The organism is Hyphomonas sp. UBA4505 (assembly GCF_002388685.1).
Lineage (GTDB): Bacteria > Pseudomonadota > Alphaproteobacteria > Caulobacterales > Hyphomonadaceae > Hyphomonas.
The window spans coordinates 746947-765285 of sequence record NZ_DGMZ01000012.1 but is presented as its reverse complement, the minus strand read 5'-3'; the positions used below and the strand labels follow the sequence as shown (position 1 = coordinate 765285).

Here is an 18339-nt window from a genome sequence, read left to right as displayed (position 1 = left end):
GATCAGCCCCACGGTCCGGCTTGGCGACGCGGTGCATCCGCAGTCTCGGAGCTGACGCCCATCTCGGCTGCCATGCGGCGCAAGGCCTCGATCCGGTTCGCGGTTGCCGGATGGGTTGAGAACAGATTGTCGGCGCCGCGTCCATTGAGGGGATTGGCGATGTACATGTGCGCCATGGCGGGGTTGCGCTCGGCCGCCATGTTGACCGAGGCGCGAGCACCGCGTTCGATCTTCTGAAGCGCGGAGGCCAACCAGAGCGGATTGCCACAAATCTCTGCGCCTCGCTTGTCGGCCTCGTATTCCCGTGATCGGCTGATGGCCATCTGCACAAGGGCGGCCGCCATCGGCGCGAAGATCATGATTGCGAGAGAGCCGATGAGGCCCGCCCGCTCGCGGCCAAAGAACAGCGCGAAATTTGCCAACATGCCGATCGCACCCGCAATTGTTGCGGTAACGGTCATGGTCAGCGTGTCGCGGTTCTGCACATGCGCCAGTTCGTGCGCCATAACGCCTGCGACTTCCTCGCGGGTCAGCGAGCCGAGCAGGCCAGAGGTCGCGGCGACGGCGGCGTTTTCGGGATTGCGCCCGGTCGCAAAGGCATTCGGTTGCGGTGTTTCAATAATGTAGACGCGCGGTGCAGGCAGGCCAGCGCGTTCTGCCATGCGGGCCACATCACCCGCAAATGTGCGCAGCATGGGGGAGGAGGTCTCCGGCGTGACCTCTTTGGCACCCTGCATGCGCAGGACAATCTTGTCGGCATTCCACCATGAAAATACGTTCATGCCAGCGGCAGCGACAAAGGCGATTGCCATGCCGAGAACACCGCCGATCAGATAGCCGACCGCCATGAACAGCGCGGTTAGCGCAGCCAGTAACATGAAGGTTTTTGCGGTACCCATGGGTGACACGTCTCCAGTGGTTTCAGTCGGGGGATGTTTAAATTCCCCAGAAACCTATATGGGGATTGTTAACGAAATGGGGAGTGCAGATGAGCACACCGGACTTTCCTGATGCGGCCGAAATCGCGCGTCGCGAGACCCTGAGACCAGAGGCGCGCCGCGCGCTGGAAGAAGCAGATGCGCGTCGAATCGAGATGGCTGAGGACGTCTCTAAGCTGCCGGAGAATGAGCGTGGCGGCCCTCGCAAGATTGAGCCGACTCGGTATGGCGATTGGGAACGCAAGGGTATTGCCTACGATTTCTGATCAGATGGACGCTAGAGACCCAACGCCTTCTTTGCGATGATGTTGCGCTGGATCTCGTTGGTGCCGCCATAAATCGATTGGGCGCGCCCTCCGAAATACGTCGCCACATCCGGCGCGGCATAGGGGGGCAGGGTGGCTGGAAGGTCGCCGGCCTTGCCGAAGGGCTGTCCGAAATGGCCGACGGCATCCAGCATCAGTTCGGTAATCTGCTGGTGGGTCGTGGTTGCCAGGATTTTTACTGTGGATGCTGCATCGCCCGGTGATCCGCCTGCGGAGAGCGCGGAGAGGATGCGGAAGACAGTCATCTCCAGGCCATCCACCGCCATTTCTGCTTGGGTCAGCTTTTGCGCAAAGCCCGGATCATCGATCAGGCGGTAATTGCCGCTCTCAGGCAAGGAGCGAGCGATCTCGCGCACATGGCGCAACATGGCCCGTTTGCCGCCGATGCGAGCATAGGAGGTGCGCTCAAACCCGAGCAGGTACTGCGAATAGGTCCAGCCCTTACCCTCTTCGCCGATGCGAAACTCTTCCGGCACGGTGACATTGTCGAAGAAAACTTCGTTCAGCACATGCTTGCCATCAATCGTGATGATCGGCTTCACCGTCACGCCGGGCGCATCAATGGGGCAACAGATGAAGGTAATCCCTTCCTGCTTCTTCCCCTCATTGGAGGTGCGCGTTAGCAGGAAGATCCAGTCGGCATGCTGGGCGGCCGAGGTCCAGATCTTGTGGCCATTCAGCGTATAGGTCCCGTTTTCCAGCACGGCGCTGAACTGGAGCGATGCGAGGTCTGATCCTGATCCCGGCTCTGAATAGCCCTGTGCCCAGCCGACCGAGCCGTCGCGGATGCCAGGAAGCCATTTTTCCTTCTGAGCGTCCGACCCGAATGTGTAGAGTACAGGCCCGACATAGACGACGCCCATAGGCGTTACGGTTGGTACGCCAGCGCGCTCCAATTCTTCATCAAAGACGTATTGTTCCTCGACGGACCAGCCGGGGCCTCCATATTCTTCGGGCCATGCCGAGGCGAGCCAGCCTTTCGCGCCGAGCGCCATTTCCGACTTTCGGACCTCTGCTGTTGTCAGCGCGTGACCTGCGCGGTTTTTCTCAAGAATGTCCTTCGGAAAATCCGTTTCAAAGAAGGTGCGGACGGTCTGCCGAAAGGTTTCAGTTTCCGGGCTGAAATCGAGGTTCATAGCATTTTCTCCCTTCCTGAAAAGCGTAGGGCAGGGCCTGCCTCAAGCAAGCCCTGCCCTCGCGTCGCCCGGAAGGGCGCTAAGCTCGCAGACTGGATCAGGCCGCTTTTACTTCCTCGATCCACTGGTCGACGCGGCGTTCGAGGATTTCCAGCGGCAGAGCGCCGCCGCCCAGAACCGTGTCGTGGAAGGCGCGGATGTCGAACTTGTCGCCAAGCTCGTCTTCAGCCTTCTTGCGCAGCTGCTGGATCTTCATCATGCCGATCTTGTAGCTGGTCGCCTGACCCGGCATCACGATGTAACGCTGGATCTCGGAGCGCGCCTGCATCTCGGTGATGGCCGTATTGTTCAGGAAGTACTGAACGGCCTCTTCCTCGGTCCAGCCCTTGGAGTGGATACCGGTGTCGACAACAAGACGGATTGCCCGCCAGATTTCGGAGCCGAGGCGACCGAAATTGGAATACGGATCTTCATAAGTATCCGGGAATTCCGTGGCCAGCCATTCGGAATACAGCGCCCAGCCTTCGATGTAAGCGGTGAAGCCGGCCTGGGTGCGGAACTGCGGTACGCCTTCCAGCTCCTGAGCAATCGAGATCTGCATGTGGTGGCCCGGAATGCCTTCATGATACGCGATCACTTCCAGTTCGCGTTTCGGCATCGCGGTCATGTCGGACAGGTGAGCGTAATAGGTTCCTGACCGCGATCCATCCGGCGTTCCCGGATAGTAGTGCTGGGCAGCTCCGTCCTGTTCGCGGAACGGCTCAACGCGCTTCACGACAAGGTCGGCCTTCGGCAGGATGCCGAAGAATTCCGGCAGGTTCGCCTTGATGTTTTCGATGTCGCGGGTCGCGTCGTCAATATAGGCCTGACGTCCCTCATCCGTATTCGGATAGTAGAAGCGTTCATCATCCTTGGAATCGCGCAGCATGGTGAAGAATTCCTGCAGCGTGCCTTCGAAGCCTACTTCCTGCTTGATGGCCTCCATTTCTTCATGGATGCGCGCCACTTCGGCGAGGCCGATCTCGTGGATTTCGTCGGCTGTCAGGTCGGTCGTGGTCTGCGTGGCCAGCAGGTGGTTGTAATAGTCCTTGCCGTTGGGCTGGGTGTCCGCGCCGACCGGGCTGTCCGGATCCGGCGAATTGGCCATGTCTTCTTCCGCGAAAGCGATGATGGCCTCGTACGCAGGCTGGAAGTTATCGACCAGCGCGATGCGGGCCTGTTCCAGCTTGGCGTCAGCCTCTTCCTCGGTCAGTTCACCGGCTTCTGAAAGTTTCGCGATCTCGGATTTGACGTCGGCGTAAAGCGCGCTGTCTTCGCCTTCGGTGAACGGCGCACCTGTGATGACCTTCTTCGACTGGTCGATCACGCCTTCATAGGCAAATTTCGGGGCATGGACGCCGCGTGAAGCAGATTCCCTTGCAATCAGGATCGCCTCATTCATGGCGCGACCAGTTTCGCTGATCCGGTTGACGAGGGCATCGAAGTCTTCGACCGTTTCCACATTGTGGAAATTGATCAGGAAGGTGGGCATGAAGCCCTGTGGGCCGTTCATCTGGTCGAAGATGTAGCCATTATAGAGATATTCTTCGCCGGCGACTTCCTGCTCGGTCTGGTACTTCCAGATATCATAGGAGATACGGTCTGCTGGTGAGAGCGCATCATAGTCGAACTCGTTTTCCATTTCTTCGGTGGCTGCAACGCGCCATGCCAGCTGCTCTTCGTGGCACTCAAGGGTAAAGCAATCGATCTGGTCATTCTTGTCCTTGCGGCCCAGGAAAGTCAGTCCAATCGGGCTGAATTGCAGTTCTTCTTCGTATTTCGCGTCAAACCACGCATTCAGGCGTTCGCCATTGGCTGCCATTTCTTCTGCCGTCACAGGTGCCTTTTCAGGTTCGGCGGCGGGAGTGGGCTGGCCACAGGCGGTCAGCGCAAGCGCAAGGGCAATCGCGGTGGCGGTTTGCTTGATCATGAGAGACTCCGGAAAATTTTTCTCGAATAACGATAAGACTTGGTATTCCTTTCCGCGGCGCTGTGTCAATTGGCAAGTCCGCTTGAGGGCGTTAGGGGAGGGGGATGACTGATCCACGTATTTCTCCCGACGACACGTCCCGCCGCGACCAGCGTGTGCTGCGCATTGGCACGCGCGGCTCGCCGCTCGCGCTCGTGCAGGCCCGGCAGGTGGCGGCGGCGCTGGAAATTCACTCCGGCGGTGCATGGCGCGGCGAGATCGTTACCTTCACGACGTCCGGAGACCAGCTGACAACTGAGCGTCTGATTGATGCGGGCGGCAAGGGTCTGTTTACGCGCGAACTCGATGCGGCGCTCGACCGAGGGGAGGTGGACGTGACCGTGCACAGTCTGAAAGACGTGCCGTCTGTCTTGCCTGAGGGGCAGCGTTTTGTGGCGTTCCCGGATCGGGAAGACCCGCGCGAAGGTTTTCTGTCACCACGTGCAACCAGTCTGAACGAATTGAAACAGGGTGCACGTGTGGGCACCGCCTCCCTCCGCCGGGAAGCGCAGACTTTGGCGCTGCGCCCCGACGTTGAGATCGTGACGTTCCGCGGCAATGTTGCGACCCGTATGCGCAAGTTGGAAGAGGGGCTCGCAGATGCGACCTATCTCGCCATGGCCGGGCTGACGCGCCTCGGCATGGCGCATTTGGCGCACCCGATCCCGCTGGAAGACATGCTGCCAGCCGCCGGGCAGGGGATCGTCGGCGTTGTGGCGCGGGAAAATCTGGCTGAAGATGCTGCAGAGGCGTTCAAGAAGATGAACCATGAGCCGACCGAGTCCGCTGCCCATATCGAACGGGCTTTCCTTGCAGCACTCGACGGCAGTTGCCGCACGCCGATTGCGGCGCACACGTTTGACAAGGGCGACACCTGGTCTGTGAAGGGCGAAGTTCTGTCGCTGGACGGCAAGCAGACTTGGTCTGCCAGCGGATCGTGTGCCAAGGCGTCCGCATTGCAGCAGATGACGGATCTGGGGGCCAGGCTTGCCGCTGACATCCGCGATGCGGCGGGCGGTGAACTGCCAGCCTTCGGCAGCGCATGGTGAAGCCACCGGTCATCGTGACCCGTGCGGAGCCCGGTGCCTCCGAGACCGTGACAAGGCTGATGGATATGGATTTTCATGCCATTCGGTCTCCCATGCTCGAGCTGAAAGCGCTCGAAGCGCCCATGCTGGACTTGTCGGGCATCTACAATTTGGTCTTCACGAGCGCGAATGGTGTTCGGTTCTTCGTGGAAGCTGTCGGAGGTATCACGGAGCACGTCGCTGATCTGACTACGTGGTGTGTAGGGCCCGCGACGGCGGATGCGGCTGAAGCAGCAGGCTTCCAGAGAATTGTACGGGGAGATGGAAATTCTGATGAACTCGCCCGCTTGATCCTGTCTTCGGAATGCACAGAAGACGGCTTTCTTCATATTGCGAATTCGGCGGCAGCCGGAAACCTGGTAGCGCAACTGTCCGCTGCCAAATGCGATGCCCGATTTCTGGCACTTTATGAGACGGTTCCCGCATCAGCGCTACAAGCGGATGCGGTTCAGACGCTCCGCTCCGGTTCGGGTGCGGTTGTTCTGGTTCATTCAGCCAAGGCTGCGCATGTTTTTGCGGCCCTGTCTGAAAGTATACCAATGGTGACCAATATCTGCGTCGCAATTTCGGAGGCCGCCGCAGCCCCGTTAAAGTCTTTGCAGGCGCGGGCACTTATATCTGCTGTCAGGCCCAATGAGGACGCGCTCATGGAGGCTTTGTTGATGGCTTGCAAAGAGCTTTGATCGCTGCCGAACTATATGCGATTGTGGCTCGAACTCCCGTCTGAAGGGAAATGTGATTGATGACCGAAGATTCGACACCGGAAGACGACCATATCGACTCATCTGAGCCGATTGATGCTGATTTCGAACCTGCCCCTGAAGAAGGCGCACGGGGACGCGGTGGCGTTTCTGCGGGGCCAGGCTGGCTGGGTGCACTCGTTTTGTCCCTGTTTGCGGCCGGTCTTGGCGGTATTCTCGGCATGGTCGGTTCACGATATCTGGCAAACAATCCGACCAATCCCGGCATGGTGGATTCGCGCCTGACGGACATGGAGTCAGGTCAGGAAGAAGTCTCCATCCGGCTGGCCCGGACGATCCGCGAGCAGGACGGATTGAGTGCGAGCATCTCTGCCCTCGCAACCGAGGTCGAAGCGCTGGCCCAGCGCGAAACCGGGTCCGCAGCTACAATAGATACAAGCGCACTTGATGAGCTTCAGCAGCGCGTCGTTGCGCTTGAGTCTATCGACACGACAGGTGAAGTCAGTCCGGAAGATGTCTCCCGCGCTGTTGCCAGCCTTGAGTCTCGGATGGAAAGGCTCGCCCGATCAGTTGAGCAATTGAAAGCGGCACCGAGCGGCGTCCAGATCGAACGGGTGATCGAGGTTGAAACCAAACTGGCCGAACTGCGCGACGATTTGAGTGAAGCCAAGCTCTCGAACAGCCGCGACGCCGAACAGATGGCGGGCCTGATTGCGGGTATGCGTCAGGATGAGGCCGCTGCGCGCGGGGCAGCCGAAACAGCGTCCCAAACGGCCGACATGGCCCGTGCGGTGTCCGCAATAGAGGCTGCCTCCCGAAAAGGCGGAGGTTTTGCGCCGGAACTGCGCATGCTCAGGTCGCAACTACCGGACGATTCTTCGGTTCGACAGCTGGCGTCCATATCCGCGGAGGGGGCGCCGACGGTTGCAGAGCTCCAGGCTTCTTTTGATGTCGCGCGATTGAAAGCAGAAGCGGCCATTCCGGACACGTCGGAAGAGGGACTGTCCTGGCTCAATCGCGCTTTCGGGGACGCTGTCAGTGTGCGGCGGCTGGACGGCGAGGACAGCGAACCGGATGCCATTCTTGCCAAGGCCAGTGAAGCGCTGGCAATCGGCGACCTCGAAGAGACAGTCGAAATGATAAGCCGACTTGAAGGCGAGCCCGCCAGAGCTATGGCCGACTGGACCGCGCAGGCAAACCGGCGCATCACTTTGGAAGCGGCGCTGGAAACCTTGCAACAACGCCTCCTTGAAGGGAAACAATAAGCCCCCATGAATCGGATTGTCCTGTTTGTCGTAATCTTGCTGCTGTTTGCAGTGGCGGCTTCTTTTGCCTGGTGGGCATTGTCACTGCCGGGTGCGGTGACTGTTCCGTATGGCGAGCAGGAGATCTCGATCCAGTCGGGTCTGGCCGCGTTTCTCATGCTGTTGCTCGGCGGCGTGATCGCCTTTGCCTGGTGGATCCTGAGCGGCCTGTTCATTCTGCCCGGAAAGATCGGAAAGTCCCGCCAGGTATCGCGCACGCGTAAGGCCAATTCTGCGCTGACAGAAGGCTTGCTTGCTGCCGAAGCCGGCGATGCCAATACCGCGCTGAAACTGGCTCGCAAGGCCGGGAAGCATGCGGACGACGAACGATTGCAATTGCTGCTCGAAGCCCGTGCCGCCGAAGCCAATGACGACTGGGCTGGCGCTGAGCGCGCTTGGGGCCAGTTGGCACGCCTGCCGGGCGGGCAGCTGGCGGGCCTGCGCGGATCAGCATCGGCTGCGGCTGAGCGCGGTGACCAGCAGACGGCGGAGTCCCGGGCGCGAGAGGCGCTGGGCATAAAATCCTCGGCCGATTGGCCGTTCAACTCGCTGTTCGATTTGCAGGTCGCGCGAGGGGAGTGGACGAGGGCGCTGGAAACGCTCTCGATCGGTGAGAAGCGCGGTCTCATCAAGGGCGATAGTTTACGCCGTCGCCGGGCGGTATTGCACACGGCGCGAGCCGCTGGCTTGCCGCATGACCGCAAACTGGAAGCCCAGAAAGAACTTGCCGAGGCCATGCGATCTGCACCGGCATTCTCTCCTGCGGCTTGGCATGGCGCACGCCAGCTGATGACCGATGGCAAGGCAAAATCAGCGCAAGGCGTGCTGGAAACGGGCTGGAAGGCGCGGCCACATCCGGCGTTGGCACAATTGTCTCGTCGCCTTGTTCCTCAGGACACACCGGAGAATGTTTCAGCGCGCCTCAGGGCCCTGATTAATACGAACCCCACTCATCGCGAAAGCCGTATCCTGGAGGCCGAACTGGCTATGGATTCTGCCGACTGGACAGGTGCGATCAAGGCGCTTGCCTTGCTAGTCGAAGAGAATCCGACGGCACGGCTTTGCTTGCTGATGGAGCGCGCCTTGAAAGGCTATGGTGATACGTCTGAAGCCGAACGCTGGGGCCGCATGGCCGTTTCCGCGTCGCGCGAGCCAGACTGGTCGGATCTGGATCCGAAAGGTATGGCGTTCGACTTCTCGCAGCGCAATTGGAGCCGACTCGTCTACACGTTTGGCGATGTTGGAGACCTTGTCCATCCACGTTATGAATCCTTCGGACGCGAGCTTGAGGCCGGCCGGGTCATGGCGCTGCCGTCACCCGAAGAGGAGGATGATCTCGCCACTGCCACTGCGCCGAGCGAACCCCGCATGCCACCGCTGGATTATGTCTCGGATGATGACTAAGCTTGGCGACTGCAGCTGCTGGCTCGCCACGTACAAAAGCATCTTGCGAAAATAGGCCTCTGTCGGTATGACGCGGGGCTCATCAGTGGATTTGCCGCTATAGCTCAGCTGGTAGAGCATCGCATTCGTAATGCGGGGGTCAGGTGTTCAAGTCACCTTAGCGGCACCATTTTTCTCAAACAAAAACATCGATTTAAGTAAGCTCTGCGAGTGATCGAGCGGTCACTAATTTCTTGTGCCCGCACCATGTCCGCACCGAATCGCATGATCTGTACAGTTTACTTGGGTCGGCTTTTAAGGTGCCTGCGGTCAAAGAAGGTTTGAGAGCGGGACAAAAAGGCTGGATAGGCGCTTCCGCCTCGGCGCTCTTACATCGTCACGGACTGGAAGTGGCGATGGTCATACCCAATTGCTCGATATACTCGTCGTCACTTATCGACATCGTCGAAGACCGAGCGCTTTGTTGCGGCATGTTCGGTCGAGGATGGCTCCTCTTTCTTCTGCGTCACGATATGAGTCCAGTCCGTATCGTCTTCGACCTCCTCGTCGCGCTCTCGCTTGCGCTCTTCGAGTGCGTCGATCGCGCGCTTCACCTGATCTCGTGCGTCAACGATAAAACTGCCGGCGTCGTCGTCCATATCGACTCCCATCTCTTCGACACAATCGAGAGTACCGAGCAATTTCTTGAAGTGACTGTCGGGCTCTTCGTCCAAATCGGCGTCCGCAGAGATCTCATCGATCTTTTCCTCAAGTGCTGGCAATACAATTGTTCGCAGCGCCAAGCCCAGACCGACTAGACGAAACGGGGGTATGAGCGTGAGCATCACCTCGTCGGCGAAAAAGGAGACATCGAAATCAGTGAGTGCCGCGGATTCGAGGTTGTTGGCCGCCTTTTGCCGTAAGTCGCCCGGCAAGAGGCCGAATTGATGGGCGCGAGCGTAGAAGTGAAAACGGGGGTCGTTAGCAAGGGGATCCGTCTGCCAACAGTACCGTTGGAGTAGGTCCGGAAACCGTTGCATCAGTTTGGTGAAGACCGCGTCGTTGGCCCTATAGGCCAGGAAATGAAAGAGCATCCAGTTTCGATGCGTCTCATCCGGCGTGCGGCTGAGCCGGACAACCAGTGCGTCGTCGAGTGTAGCTGGAATTGTAAGAGCGTCGCGAATTAGCGGCGCCCCCTCGCAGCTGAAGCTTCCGAGTATTGTGTCGATTGGTGCGCCACGGATGAGTGCCGCCATCATGTGAGGCTTTTGCCGCAATATTTCGGTCAGGGCGTCCGAGATCGTTGGATGCGCGAAGGTCCATTTGGAGCCGGCCAGCTTGAGAAATGAGCCCTTTAACTCGACAAAGCATTCCTGGATCTTGGGGAGGGAGAAGCCGGTCAACTCCGCAACCGCTTGGGCGGCACCGGCATCATGATCGTTCGGATCGAAACCGGCTTGATGGACGTAGACGAGATAGAGCGCGGCCTGAAGTGGCTCATCCAGAGCGTTGACCGTGTCGATAAGGTGCTCGGTCGGCTCCTCCATGAAGCGCACGAGCGAACTCTCGCGGGGCGCCAGTCCTTTGGTGAAGTTCGGATCACCAAGTCGTTCGGCGATGCCCGGTAAGAAATCGTCGACGGCTGCGACCGCGGCGAGGTGCGATTTAACGCTCGAACGCCAACTCTGGCTCTGCTCCCCGAAATTGATGTGGTTGTAGAGGATCTGCGCCTTCTCTTCGAAGGTCAGCTCGCCGACGTCGACGACGGCGCTCCTGTCGGCGAATTGCGCAAGGTTGCGCTGCCCCAACCGGCGTCGAGCAGCTTCATAAATATGCTTCCGCGAGGTCAGCAGGAAGCGGTTGCCGTGCTTGATCGCCGCGCGCAGCTTCGAGAATGCCGATGCCCAGTCCTGTACATAGTCGTCGCGCAGCACGTTTGAGCCAAAAGCGTCGTCGATCCAGAAAAAGCGGCCGGGATCGTTGGGATTCCAACCTGCTTCGAAATCGCGTGGGCTGGTCAAGGCAAGGACCGTGTTGTCGGGCTTCTCAGAAGCGATCGTCGAAACGATGGCGCCGATCGCCGATTTGCCGCTTGACGGGTTGCCGAGCAGCAGTACCACGCCATGCTCCGAAATGGCGTTGACCGCGTCGCGATGCGCTTGGGTCGGAACATAGGTGCGCAGCTTCGGAATCCAGCTATCCAGTAGCGCCCGGCTTTGCGTGCTAAGCCGCTCATCCATGATCGAAGTCAAATCCCCCAGGCCATAGACCTGCGGGACGAGAGCGCGCAGGCGTGCGCTGCTCCTGATTGCCCGGACTATATATTGGCGGCCCAGAATGTGCGGTTTGCGCACGCCAAGTTCTCGCAACTTGGTGCGCATGGCAGCTGCGACGGGCGCGTCCACGCTCATATTTGTCATGAAAACGTAAGTGTCTGCCTGGCCGGCTTTGACCAGCTCTTGGACGTTACTGATCTCGGCGGTAAGGTCACTAAACTTCAATGCCTTTCCGGCGTCTGACGTATGCTTGCACTGAACCGTACCTACGGGCGGTTCATCGGACGCCGAGGGGACCAGGAATACCGCGTCCTGACCGCCGTCCTGCGCTTCGCGAAATATCTCCACGGGACGACCCAATACCACTTCGCAAACTTGCGAGCAGAGATCTTGAAAAGCGCGCCAGCCGATTGTGTGAAGCGCAAGGTCGCTCCACGGGCCGTGCGCGAGACTCGCATTTGTCGTCATTGATACGGCTTGGTCGACCTCGACTTTCACGCCGCCACCAAGCCATAGAGGGGGGACAATCCCGACATCTCACGCCTTCCCGTCATATGTGGCAACTTCTGCCTTCTCTTTCGCTACAGCTGGCTTGAACGCGAACTGGGTCTCGCATTTTTCATGCGCACAGACTGGCCTTTTCAGTCCGAATGGACGCTGGTATTTCGCCCGGCCGCACACACATTGAAACTGCTCGCGGAAGGCCTTGAACTCGTCCCATCTGGTCTTTTCATCCCCAATTGAGCCGTCGCCGTAGGGTCCATCCTGAAAGTGGCTTCCAAAATTCTCGATATCGCCCTTGATGAGGCTAGCGATGAAGCGGTTGTTTACGCCCGGCACATCGGTGGGAGTCAGCTTGAGGTCGCTGAGGAAACTGCCGATCGCTGAGGCCAGCTCGGCACGCTCGTACGAATAGGCCTTTTCGAGCTGTCGGATGCGAACATTGACGCCGAACCCGCGGGCGATGCCCAGCAGCCATTCTTCCTCGGCCTGGCGCATTTCGTTGGCAGCGGATTCTCCCTTTGCCCAGCGGTCGGCGATCATCTCATCGGTGACCTTGTGGTCGGCGAACCGCGGCCCGAACGCCGGGTCCAATCCGATGATGCGAGTGAACTGCCAATCTTTCGCGGCGAGTTGGTCCTTCAGATGATTGAAGAAACGCTCGTCATGGGTGACCAAGATGATCTGGCAGTTGGTGAACCTCTTCGCGAGCAGAGCACCGATCGCGCGACGGTGATCAGCGTCATAGGACGTCACGACATCATCCAGCGCGATTACAGGTGCCGTACCGTTAAATTTCTTGATTGCCGCAAGGCGCAGCGCGAGCGCTACTGTATGGATCTGCGAGTCGCTCAGGTAGCCGCCCGGCGCTACACTTGGACGGTTGTCTGCAAAATCGATCACCAACTGCATTCGCTGCTGGTTGGCGTCCTCCTCACCAGGCAGCTCCAGTCGTATCGACTTGGCTTTTTCGCCTTGGATCTCCTTGTAGATGTCGTTCATCGGCGCCTGAAGCGTGTCGAGCAGCGACTGGACCTTTTCCCGGATCTTGGCCGAGACGAGCGTCGCCTGGGTGACGAGCGCTTCGCTTAGCGCGGTCAGCTCCTCGGCGGTGCGCTTTGCCAGCGCCACGTCCTTCTCAAGTCTAAGCAGCCGGTCGATGCTGGCCTTGGTCTTGACCCAAGTGTGTTCGCCTTGCTTCGCTTCGATATCCGTAATCTCTTGGTCGAGATCTGCTAGGAGAGTCTCCAGTTCGGCGACAATGGCGGTAGACTCAGGTACGTCGGCGTCCGGCCATCCGACAATGCCGGTCTGATAGGCGATTACTGCGGCCTTGAACGCATGGCCGTCATCGTCGGGAAGATGCTCGATCATGGCGGGAAGACGCGCCACAAGTCGTTGGTGCGCTTGGTTAGCGACGGCATCGGCTTCATCCAGCGCGGTCTTCGCATCGTTGTAGCTTTTCAGATCCTCGAGATGGCTCTGCAATAGATCTCGGATCGCGGGGACGTTCCCGGCAGCTGTATCGCCGATTGGCGTAGTGCATACCGGGCAGATTTCGGGCGATTTCTGGTCGTCGCCAAACAACTTCTCGGCTTCCTTCCACACTGATCGGAAAACAGTGCCGGCCGCCTTGTCCCGCTCATCCGCTTCAGTGGCTTTGGCCTGTGTCTGGGCGGTCAGCGCCTTTTCGAACGCTGCGATTGTGCCGGAGAGTTCCGCGTCGCCACCTTCTTCGGGGACGGTCCTCTGCCACAGCGCCACCACCGAATTGCGCTTCTGTTTGAGACCAGCGAGCCCGATCCGCTTTTCCTCCGCCTCGACACGTTTGACGATCTCGACATAGGCCTCGTTTTCGGTGTTGAGCGCTGCAAGCTCCAATGCCGCATCGAGCGGCGCGATGAGGTTCACGTTGATGAAGGCGAGCACATCCGCCTCGTCCCAGGCCTGAACGGCCTGGCCGGTTTCGCTCCGCAACACATCGGCAAGGCGATCCTGTTCGGTGGTGCTCTCGGCAGCGGCTTTCACATCCCGGCGCAGAAGGCGAAGGTTCTTCTGCACTTCCACCAGCGGTGAAAGCTGGAGCCAGTCCGCCACGTCGCTATAGCGGTTCTCCGGGCTATGCGTTTCAACGAAGGACCGCAGCGTATAACCGCGAATGATCGGCGAGACCACGAACCCGGCCTTCATCGCGGTCGCCGCAGCATGAATCGGGCGCTGGTTACCTCCGGCGAAGCGGCGTCCCTCGGCCGTCGTCTTACCGGTGATCGTCGTAAATTTGACCGCAGGTGTGATGCCCGCCGCCTGCGCACCATTGTGTACGAGTGCCAGCGGGCCGGCCTGGTTGTTCAGGGTGCGCTGCCCAAGCCTCTCTAGCGTGCCATGTTCGGAGAAGAGAAATTCGAGCGCGTCTATGATACTCGACTTGCCCAGACCATTCGGCGCAAAAATTGCGAGGCAGGGCTTTTTGCTGAGATCGAAGGTTTTCGGCTGAAGATAAGCGCGGAATCCTTCGACCGTCAGCGTGTGCAACAGCGTCGGATCAGCCACCGGCATTTTCCTGAGAGGGAGCCGCACGCTTCAAAGCGATCGCGACGATCGCGGACCTTGCATCAGCCACTGCGTTGGCCTGTGGCGTGATGGTTAGCAAATGATTGGTTAGAATGGCGGCAAGATCGGCATCTACGCCGTCTGACGCCTTGAGCGTCTCAGACAGATTAGTGAGGAACACTTCAGCGGTGTCCGCCTTTTCGGCCTGCAACGAAACTTCTGCCGACAGTATTTCCTCAGTCGCCGCGTCATTTTGCTCTGCCGTCTCGTCCTGTGCCATAATTCCGCCCTGCTAACTTAACTTTTCCAGACATGGCGACAATAATGCCGTAGCGCTGTCGCAGCATTGACAGATGGTTATCATGGCCAATTGTAAGTGCCGCATATTTTTCCCGATACTCACCGTGAAGCCTGAAAACATTAGCGTCAATGATCGAAAGAACTTCCTCTGGCGGCTTATGGGCGAGCCCGATTAACGTCATCGAGGTTGGCCATTTGATTTAGACCGAACACGCCGCGGGTGATCAACTATAAGTGGATTATCTTTCTTAAGCCAACAGCGAAAGAGCTTCCAAGTCGACTAGCACTATAAGCTCGACACCCACTTTTGCGTTTTGGGCAGTTATTTCCAATTACGACACTTCGGAACTTCAAGGTTTGTCAGCGGAGTCTACCCGCCCCAGGATTTCAAGCCAAGACGCATCGATAGCGGCAACCAATTGAAGAAATTCAATCACGTCAATTCGACGCTCTCCGAGTTCAATTTTGGCGACATAGGACTGTGGAACGCCAAGCAGTTCAGCAACTTGTTGCTGGGACAACCCAGCCTCGCGGCGGGCTGTCCTCAGTTCCTGAACGAGCTTGCGATGTGCGGGAGTTCGAAGAGTCTTATTCACCACGGCACCACGGACAAAACCAGTTGCCCTCGTAATCCCAATAGTGGATAATCCCATTTTGGGATTATTTATGCGTGATCGTGGAGAGGAATGATGACGAGTAGAACGGCTACTCCAAAATTTGCACACATGTTGAGAGCGAATGTTCGAGGCCGAAATGGTCTCTTCAGTGAAGATGTCGCCAGATCGCACTCAAATGCAGTTAGACAACACGGCTCACCATAGTGTTCGCCTGTTTGCTATCAAAGCATCTATTTCCGGGCCTTGCGCGGACGTTTGAGGAGTTCGTCGGGTTCAATCTCGAGGGCTGTGGCGAGTTGTTGGAGGACGTCGATGCTCGCACTATAGATGCGGCGTTCGAGCAAGCTGACATATGTGCGGTCGATGCCTGCCAGGTGAGCCAGTTCCTCCTGCGAAAGGCCTTTGGCCTTCCGGTGTGCCTTCAGATTGAGCGCGAAGATTTCCCGGATGTCCATGGTCCGAGAATGCGCCTGTTGAGTAGTATACAACCACGGAGTATACTACTCAAAATTGACATGCCGGAGATTGGGAAAGTGGACATTGCAGGATTGCTTGTGAACGCTGGAATGGCTGGGAGGCGCGACTCGCTCCCTTCGGATGTTGGGCTTGCAGAAACGGTGGCGGCTGGGATCCATGCCTGCTAGCGCGGCCAGACTGAAGCCTGTGGCGAAGCGGCAGTTACTGTCGAGCAGGGACGGAGGTTGTGGACTCAATCTGAAACCCGTGAGTGAGCTTGACGATCTTCCTGGCGCAGATGTGCTCACTGAACTGTATCGCGCCCAGTTTGACCAGCTGGTCAGGTTGAGCCGCATCCGGACTGGCGATGCGCCCGAAGCCGAAGACCTGGTCCAGGATGCGTTCGTGGCGGTCCGGCGGGCCTACCCGGACAAGTCTACAGATGAGCTCCGGCCGCTCCTGTTCACGACGCTCCGGAACCTGACCCTCAACTACCTGAAATCCGGCAATACGAAACGCCGGCAGGCATCGGTCGAATTGCTGGGAAGTGATGACCGGCTCGGCTGTCCCCGCACGGCGACGCCGGAGACCCAGCTCATGGACGCGCAATTGCTCGCCATTGCCGAGCAGACGATCGCGGCGATGACAGCGCGCCGCCGGGAGGTGCTGAAACTCCACCGTTTTGAGCATCTGACCTATGACGAAATCGCAGAGCGCCTGTCTGTGTCACGCTCGACGGTCAAGAAGGATCTCGCCGATGCCATTGCGGAAGTCGCTGAAGCACTCGCCAAGAAGAGCGGGCAGGGCGTTGATTGGCTGGCGGATCGCAAATGACAATGCAGGAGCCGGGAAATGCGCCTGCTGCGAGACGTCCCCTGGTAGGGGAGTCTTTCGCGCTTAAGGGAAGTGCGGCGCTCGATGAGATCTTTCGTCTTCAGTATGACCAGCTCCTGAGATTCAGCCGGATACGTATCGGCAATGCCTCTGATGCCGAAGACTTGGTGCAGGAGGCTTTTCTGTCTGTGAGGCGCGCCTATCCGGACAAGGGGATTGGCGAATTGCGGCCGCTTTTGTTCACGACCTTGCGCAACCTCACGCTGGACTACCTCAGATCGGGCTATGCCAAGCGCGCGCGAAAGTCGGATGCGCTCAGCGACCTCGGCGATGTGCTTGCGTGCCCCCACTCGCCGACGCCCGAGACACAAGTTATGGATGCACAATTATTGGCGATTGCGGAGACCGCCATAGCCGCGCTGGGGGACAGACAACGCGAGGCTTTGCGTCTCAGCCGGTTTGAGCGCCTGACTCATAATGAGATCGCTCGGCGCCTGTCGGTGTCACCGAGAACGGTGCGGAGCGATATCACCGATGCGTTGACAGCCATCTCGAAGAGCCTTGCGCGTGCAGGCCGGCGCCGTCCGGGCGAGATCGGGTAAAACCGATGACGTGCAACAAGGACCATTCCGGCAGGCTGGGCGAGGCCGCCCGCTGGTACAGCGACCTGCAGGATCCAGATGTCGCTCTCGAGACCTGGGAAGCGTTTCTGGAATGGGAGCATGACCCACAGAACGCGGCCGCTTTTCAGGAAATTGAGAGAAGCCTGGTTGTTCTCGATAGAACGAACCGGGCTTACGGCGGGATGGGTCAATCCGCTATAAGCGGCGGCGGGGCGCCGACGAGGTTGGTAAGCCGATTGGCGGGGTCCAGGTCCTCTTGGATAGGTGGGATTGCAGCGGCCTTGGTGCTGGCGACGGTGTCGGCCATAGCGGCTATGCCCATCTCTCATCCCGAACCCATTAGATACGCAACATCAGTTGGCGAACAGCGCAGCTTCGACCTCGCTGATGGGTCGGTGATGACGCTCAACACCGATACTGAAGCTGAAATCTCATTCACAAGCACCCGGCGCTATGTCCGGCTGGTCCACGGACAGGCCCTGTTCGAGGTCGAGAAGGGGCAGCGGCCGTTTATTGTTGAGGCAAGCCGCAGCCAGACGACGGCCTTGGGTACCGTTTTTGACGTCTACGCAAAGGTGGGCTCGGTTGAGGTCACCTTGATAGAAGGCTCGGTTGGCGTCGTCCCGGTGCAAGCCGAGCCGGAATATTGGGATTGGATTCGCCCCGTTTCCCGGAACGGCGCTGCCGGGCGAACGCTCGTGCCGGGAGAAAGGCTTGTCATACGGGAGGATGGACTGGAATCGGTTTCGGAAATCAATCCTTCAGAAGCAGGCCTATGGCGGAGCGGTACGGTCTGGCTAGATAACATGGCGCTAGCGGATGTCGTGACCGAACTGAACAGGTACGCACGAGTAAGGGTGCGGATCGACGATCCAGACATCGGCGCGGAGCGCCTGAGCGGGGGCTTTCGCGTCGGTGAAGAGGAGGAGTTTGTCGGGTCGCTGGTGATGATGTTTGCGTTGGAAGCGGAGCGGGTTGGGAATGAGGTCGTGCTTTCGCGGGGGCCGGGTGCCGAGTGAGGCTCTGCGTTCATGCCTCAGCGTCGAGAGCAAGGCTGGTGGGCTTCAGGAAGCGAGACTGCTGGCGAGCGCTGGAATGAATTTTTTGACCCAGCCTCTCAAGAAAAGGAGCCTCCGGCAAACTGGGGGCGGTTCAAATAAGTGGTGTAGATTCATCTGGGCGAAATGAATCGATCTTATAGCCTTATCTCCATGGCTTGCACACGTCGAACAGATCAGCCCTTAGTTGCGGCGGCAGTATCGATTTTGTGCGAATAAGCCTGACATTGTCCAAGTAGA

Annotated in this window: 16 protein-coding genes and 1 tRNA gene; 9 read left to right on the top strand and 8 right to left on the bottom strand. The window is 58.8% G+C overall.

Annotation, left to right across the window (positions count from 1 at the left end; all coding sequences use genetic code 11):
* Positions 1-2 precede the first annotated feature (2 nt).
* The gene (gene htpX, locus B3527_RS12755) at positions 3-899 is read right to left on the bottom strand and encodes a zinc metalloprotease HtpX (protein WP_206991525.1); all 897 of its coding nucleotides are present in this window, start codon (positions 897-899) and stop codon (positions 3-5) included.
* Between the two features lie 89 nt (positions 900-988).
* Here htpX and B3527_RS12750 point away from each other — a divergent pair, with 89 nt between their 5' ends.
* A complete protein-coding gene (locus B3527_RS12750) occupies positions 989-1204 on the top strand; it encodes a DUF1674 domain-containing protein (RefSeq protein WP_290480127.1) in 216 nt (71 codons plus the stop codon).
* Between the two features lie 11 nt (positions 1205-1215).
* Here the strand turns inward: B3527_RS12750 and B3527_RS12745 are convergent, their stop codons facing one another.
* Both B3527_RS12745 and B3527_RS12740 read right to left on the bottom strand, forming a co-directional pair.
* Positions 1216-2400, bottom strand: a complete 1185-nt coding sequence (locus B3527_RS12745; protein WP_290480126.1) for an acyl-CoA dehydrogenase family protein — start codon at positions 2398-2400, stop codon at positions 1216-1218.
* 97 nt (positions 2401-2497) lie between these two features.
* Positions 2498-4369 carry a DUF885 domain-containing protein gene (locus B3527_RS12740; protein WP_290480125.1) on the bottom strand — a complete coding sequence of 624 codons (1872 nt, stop codon included), beginning with the start codon at positions 4367-4369 and terminating at the stop codon, positions 2498-2500.
* Between the two features lie 104 nt (positions 4370-4473).
* Here B3527_RS12740 and hemC point away from each other — a divergent pair, with 104 nt between their 5' ends.
* The 5 genes from hemC (at position 4474) to B3527_RS12715 (ending at position 9074) form a co-directional block, all read left to right on the top strand.
* Complete coding sequence (hemC, locus tag B3527_RS12735) at positions 4474-5457, top strand: hydroxymethylbilane synthase (RefSeq protein WP_290480124.1); 984 nt, start codon at positions 4474-4476, stop codon at positions 5455-5457.
* Positions 5451-6179, top strand: a complete 729-nt coding sequence (locus tag B3527_RS12730) for a uroporphyrinogen-III synthase (RefSeq protein WP_290480123.1) — start codon at positions 5451-5453, stop codon at positions 6177-6179. Before hemC ends, B3527_RS12730 begins: the two co-directional genes overlap by 7 nt.
* Before the next feature lie 59 nt (positions 6180-6238).
* A complete protein-coding gene (locus B3527_RS12725) occupies positions 6239-7462 on the top strand; it encodes a COG4223 family protein (RefSeq protein WP_290480122.1) in 1224 nt (407 codons plus the stop codon).
* Between the two features lie 6 nt (positions 7463-7468).
* A complete protein-coding gene (locus tag B3527_RS12720; RefSeq protein WP_290480121.1) occupies positions 7469-8905 on the top strand; it encodes a heme biosynthesis protein HemY in 1437 nt (478 codons plus the stop codon).
* Positions 8906-8998: 93 nt separating this feature from the next.
* A tRNA-Thr gene (locus tag B3527_RS12715) sits at positions 8999-9074 on the top strand.
* Positions 9075-9333: 259 nt separating this feature from the next.
* Here B3527_RS12715 and B3527_RS12710 read toward each other — a convergent pair.
* From B3527_RS12710 to B3527_RS12690, 5 genes are all read right to left on the bottom strand, one after another.
* Positions 9334-11628: a hypothetical protein gene (locus tag B3527_RS12710; protein ID WP_290480120.1), complete on the bottom strand. Its 2295-nt coding sequence runs from the start codon at positions 11626-11628 to the stop codon at positions 9334-9336.
* Between the two features lie 69 nt (positions 11629-11697).
* Positions 11698-14217, bottom strand: a complete 2520-nt coding sequence (locus B3527_RS12705; protein ID WP_290480119.1) for an AAA family ATPase — start codon at positions 14215-14217, stop codon at positions 11698-11700.
* Entirely contained in the window at positions 14204-14491 is a 288-nt protein-coding gene (locus B3527_RS12700) for a hypothetical protein (protein WP_290480118.1), read from the bottom strand. Before B3527_RS12700 ends, B3527_RS12705 begins: the two co-directional genes overlap by 14 nt.
* Positions 14492-14861: 370 nt before the next feature.
* Positions 14862-15164 carry a helix-turn-helix domain-containing protein gene (locus B3527_RS12695; RefSeq protein ID WP_290480117.1) on the bottom strand — a complete coding sequence of 101 codons (303 nt, stop codon included), beginning with the start codon at positions 15162-15164 and terminating at the stop codon, positions 14862-14864.
* Positions 15165-15358: 194 nt separating this feature from the next.
* A complete protein-coding gene (locus B3527_RS12690) occupies positions 15359-15583 on the bottom strand; it encodes a helix-turn-helix domain-containing protein (protein ID WP_045699850.1) in 225 nt (74 codons plus the stop codon).
* A gap of 268 nt (positions 15584-15851) precedes the next feature.
* Between B3527_RS12690 and B3527_RS12685 the strand changes: the two genes are divergently transcribed.
* The 3 genes from B3527_RS12685 to B3527_RS12675 are packed head-to-tail and all read left to right on the top strand — an operon-like array spanning position 15852 to position 18060.
* Positions 15852-16418: an RNA polymerase sigma factor gene (locus tag B3527_RS12685; RefSeq protein ID WP_290480116.1), complete on the top strand. Its 567-nt coding sequence runs from the start codon at positions 15852-15854 to the stop codon at positions 16416-16418.
* Positions 16415-17020: an RNA polymerase sigma factor gene (locus B3527_RS12680; protein WP_290480115.1), complete on the top strand. Its 606-nt coding sequence runs from the start codon at positions 16415-16417 to the stop codon at positions 17018-17020. Before B3527_RS12685 ends, B3527_RS12680 begins: the two co-directional genes overlap by 4 nt.
* A gap of 5 nt (positions 17021-17025) precedes the next feature.
* A complete protein-coding gene (locus tag B3527_RS12675; protein WP_290480114.1) occupies positions 17026-18060 on the top strand; it encodes a FecR family protein in 1035 nt (344 codons plus the stop codon).
* The last annotated feature ends 279 nt before the right edge of the window (positions 18061-18339 follow it).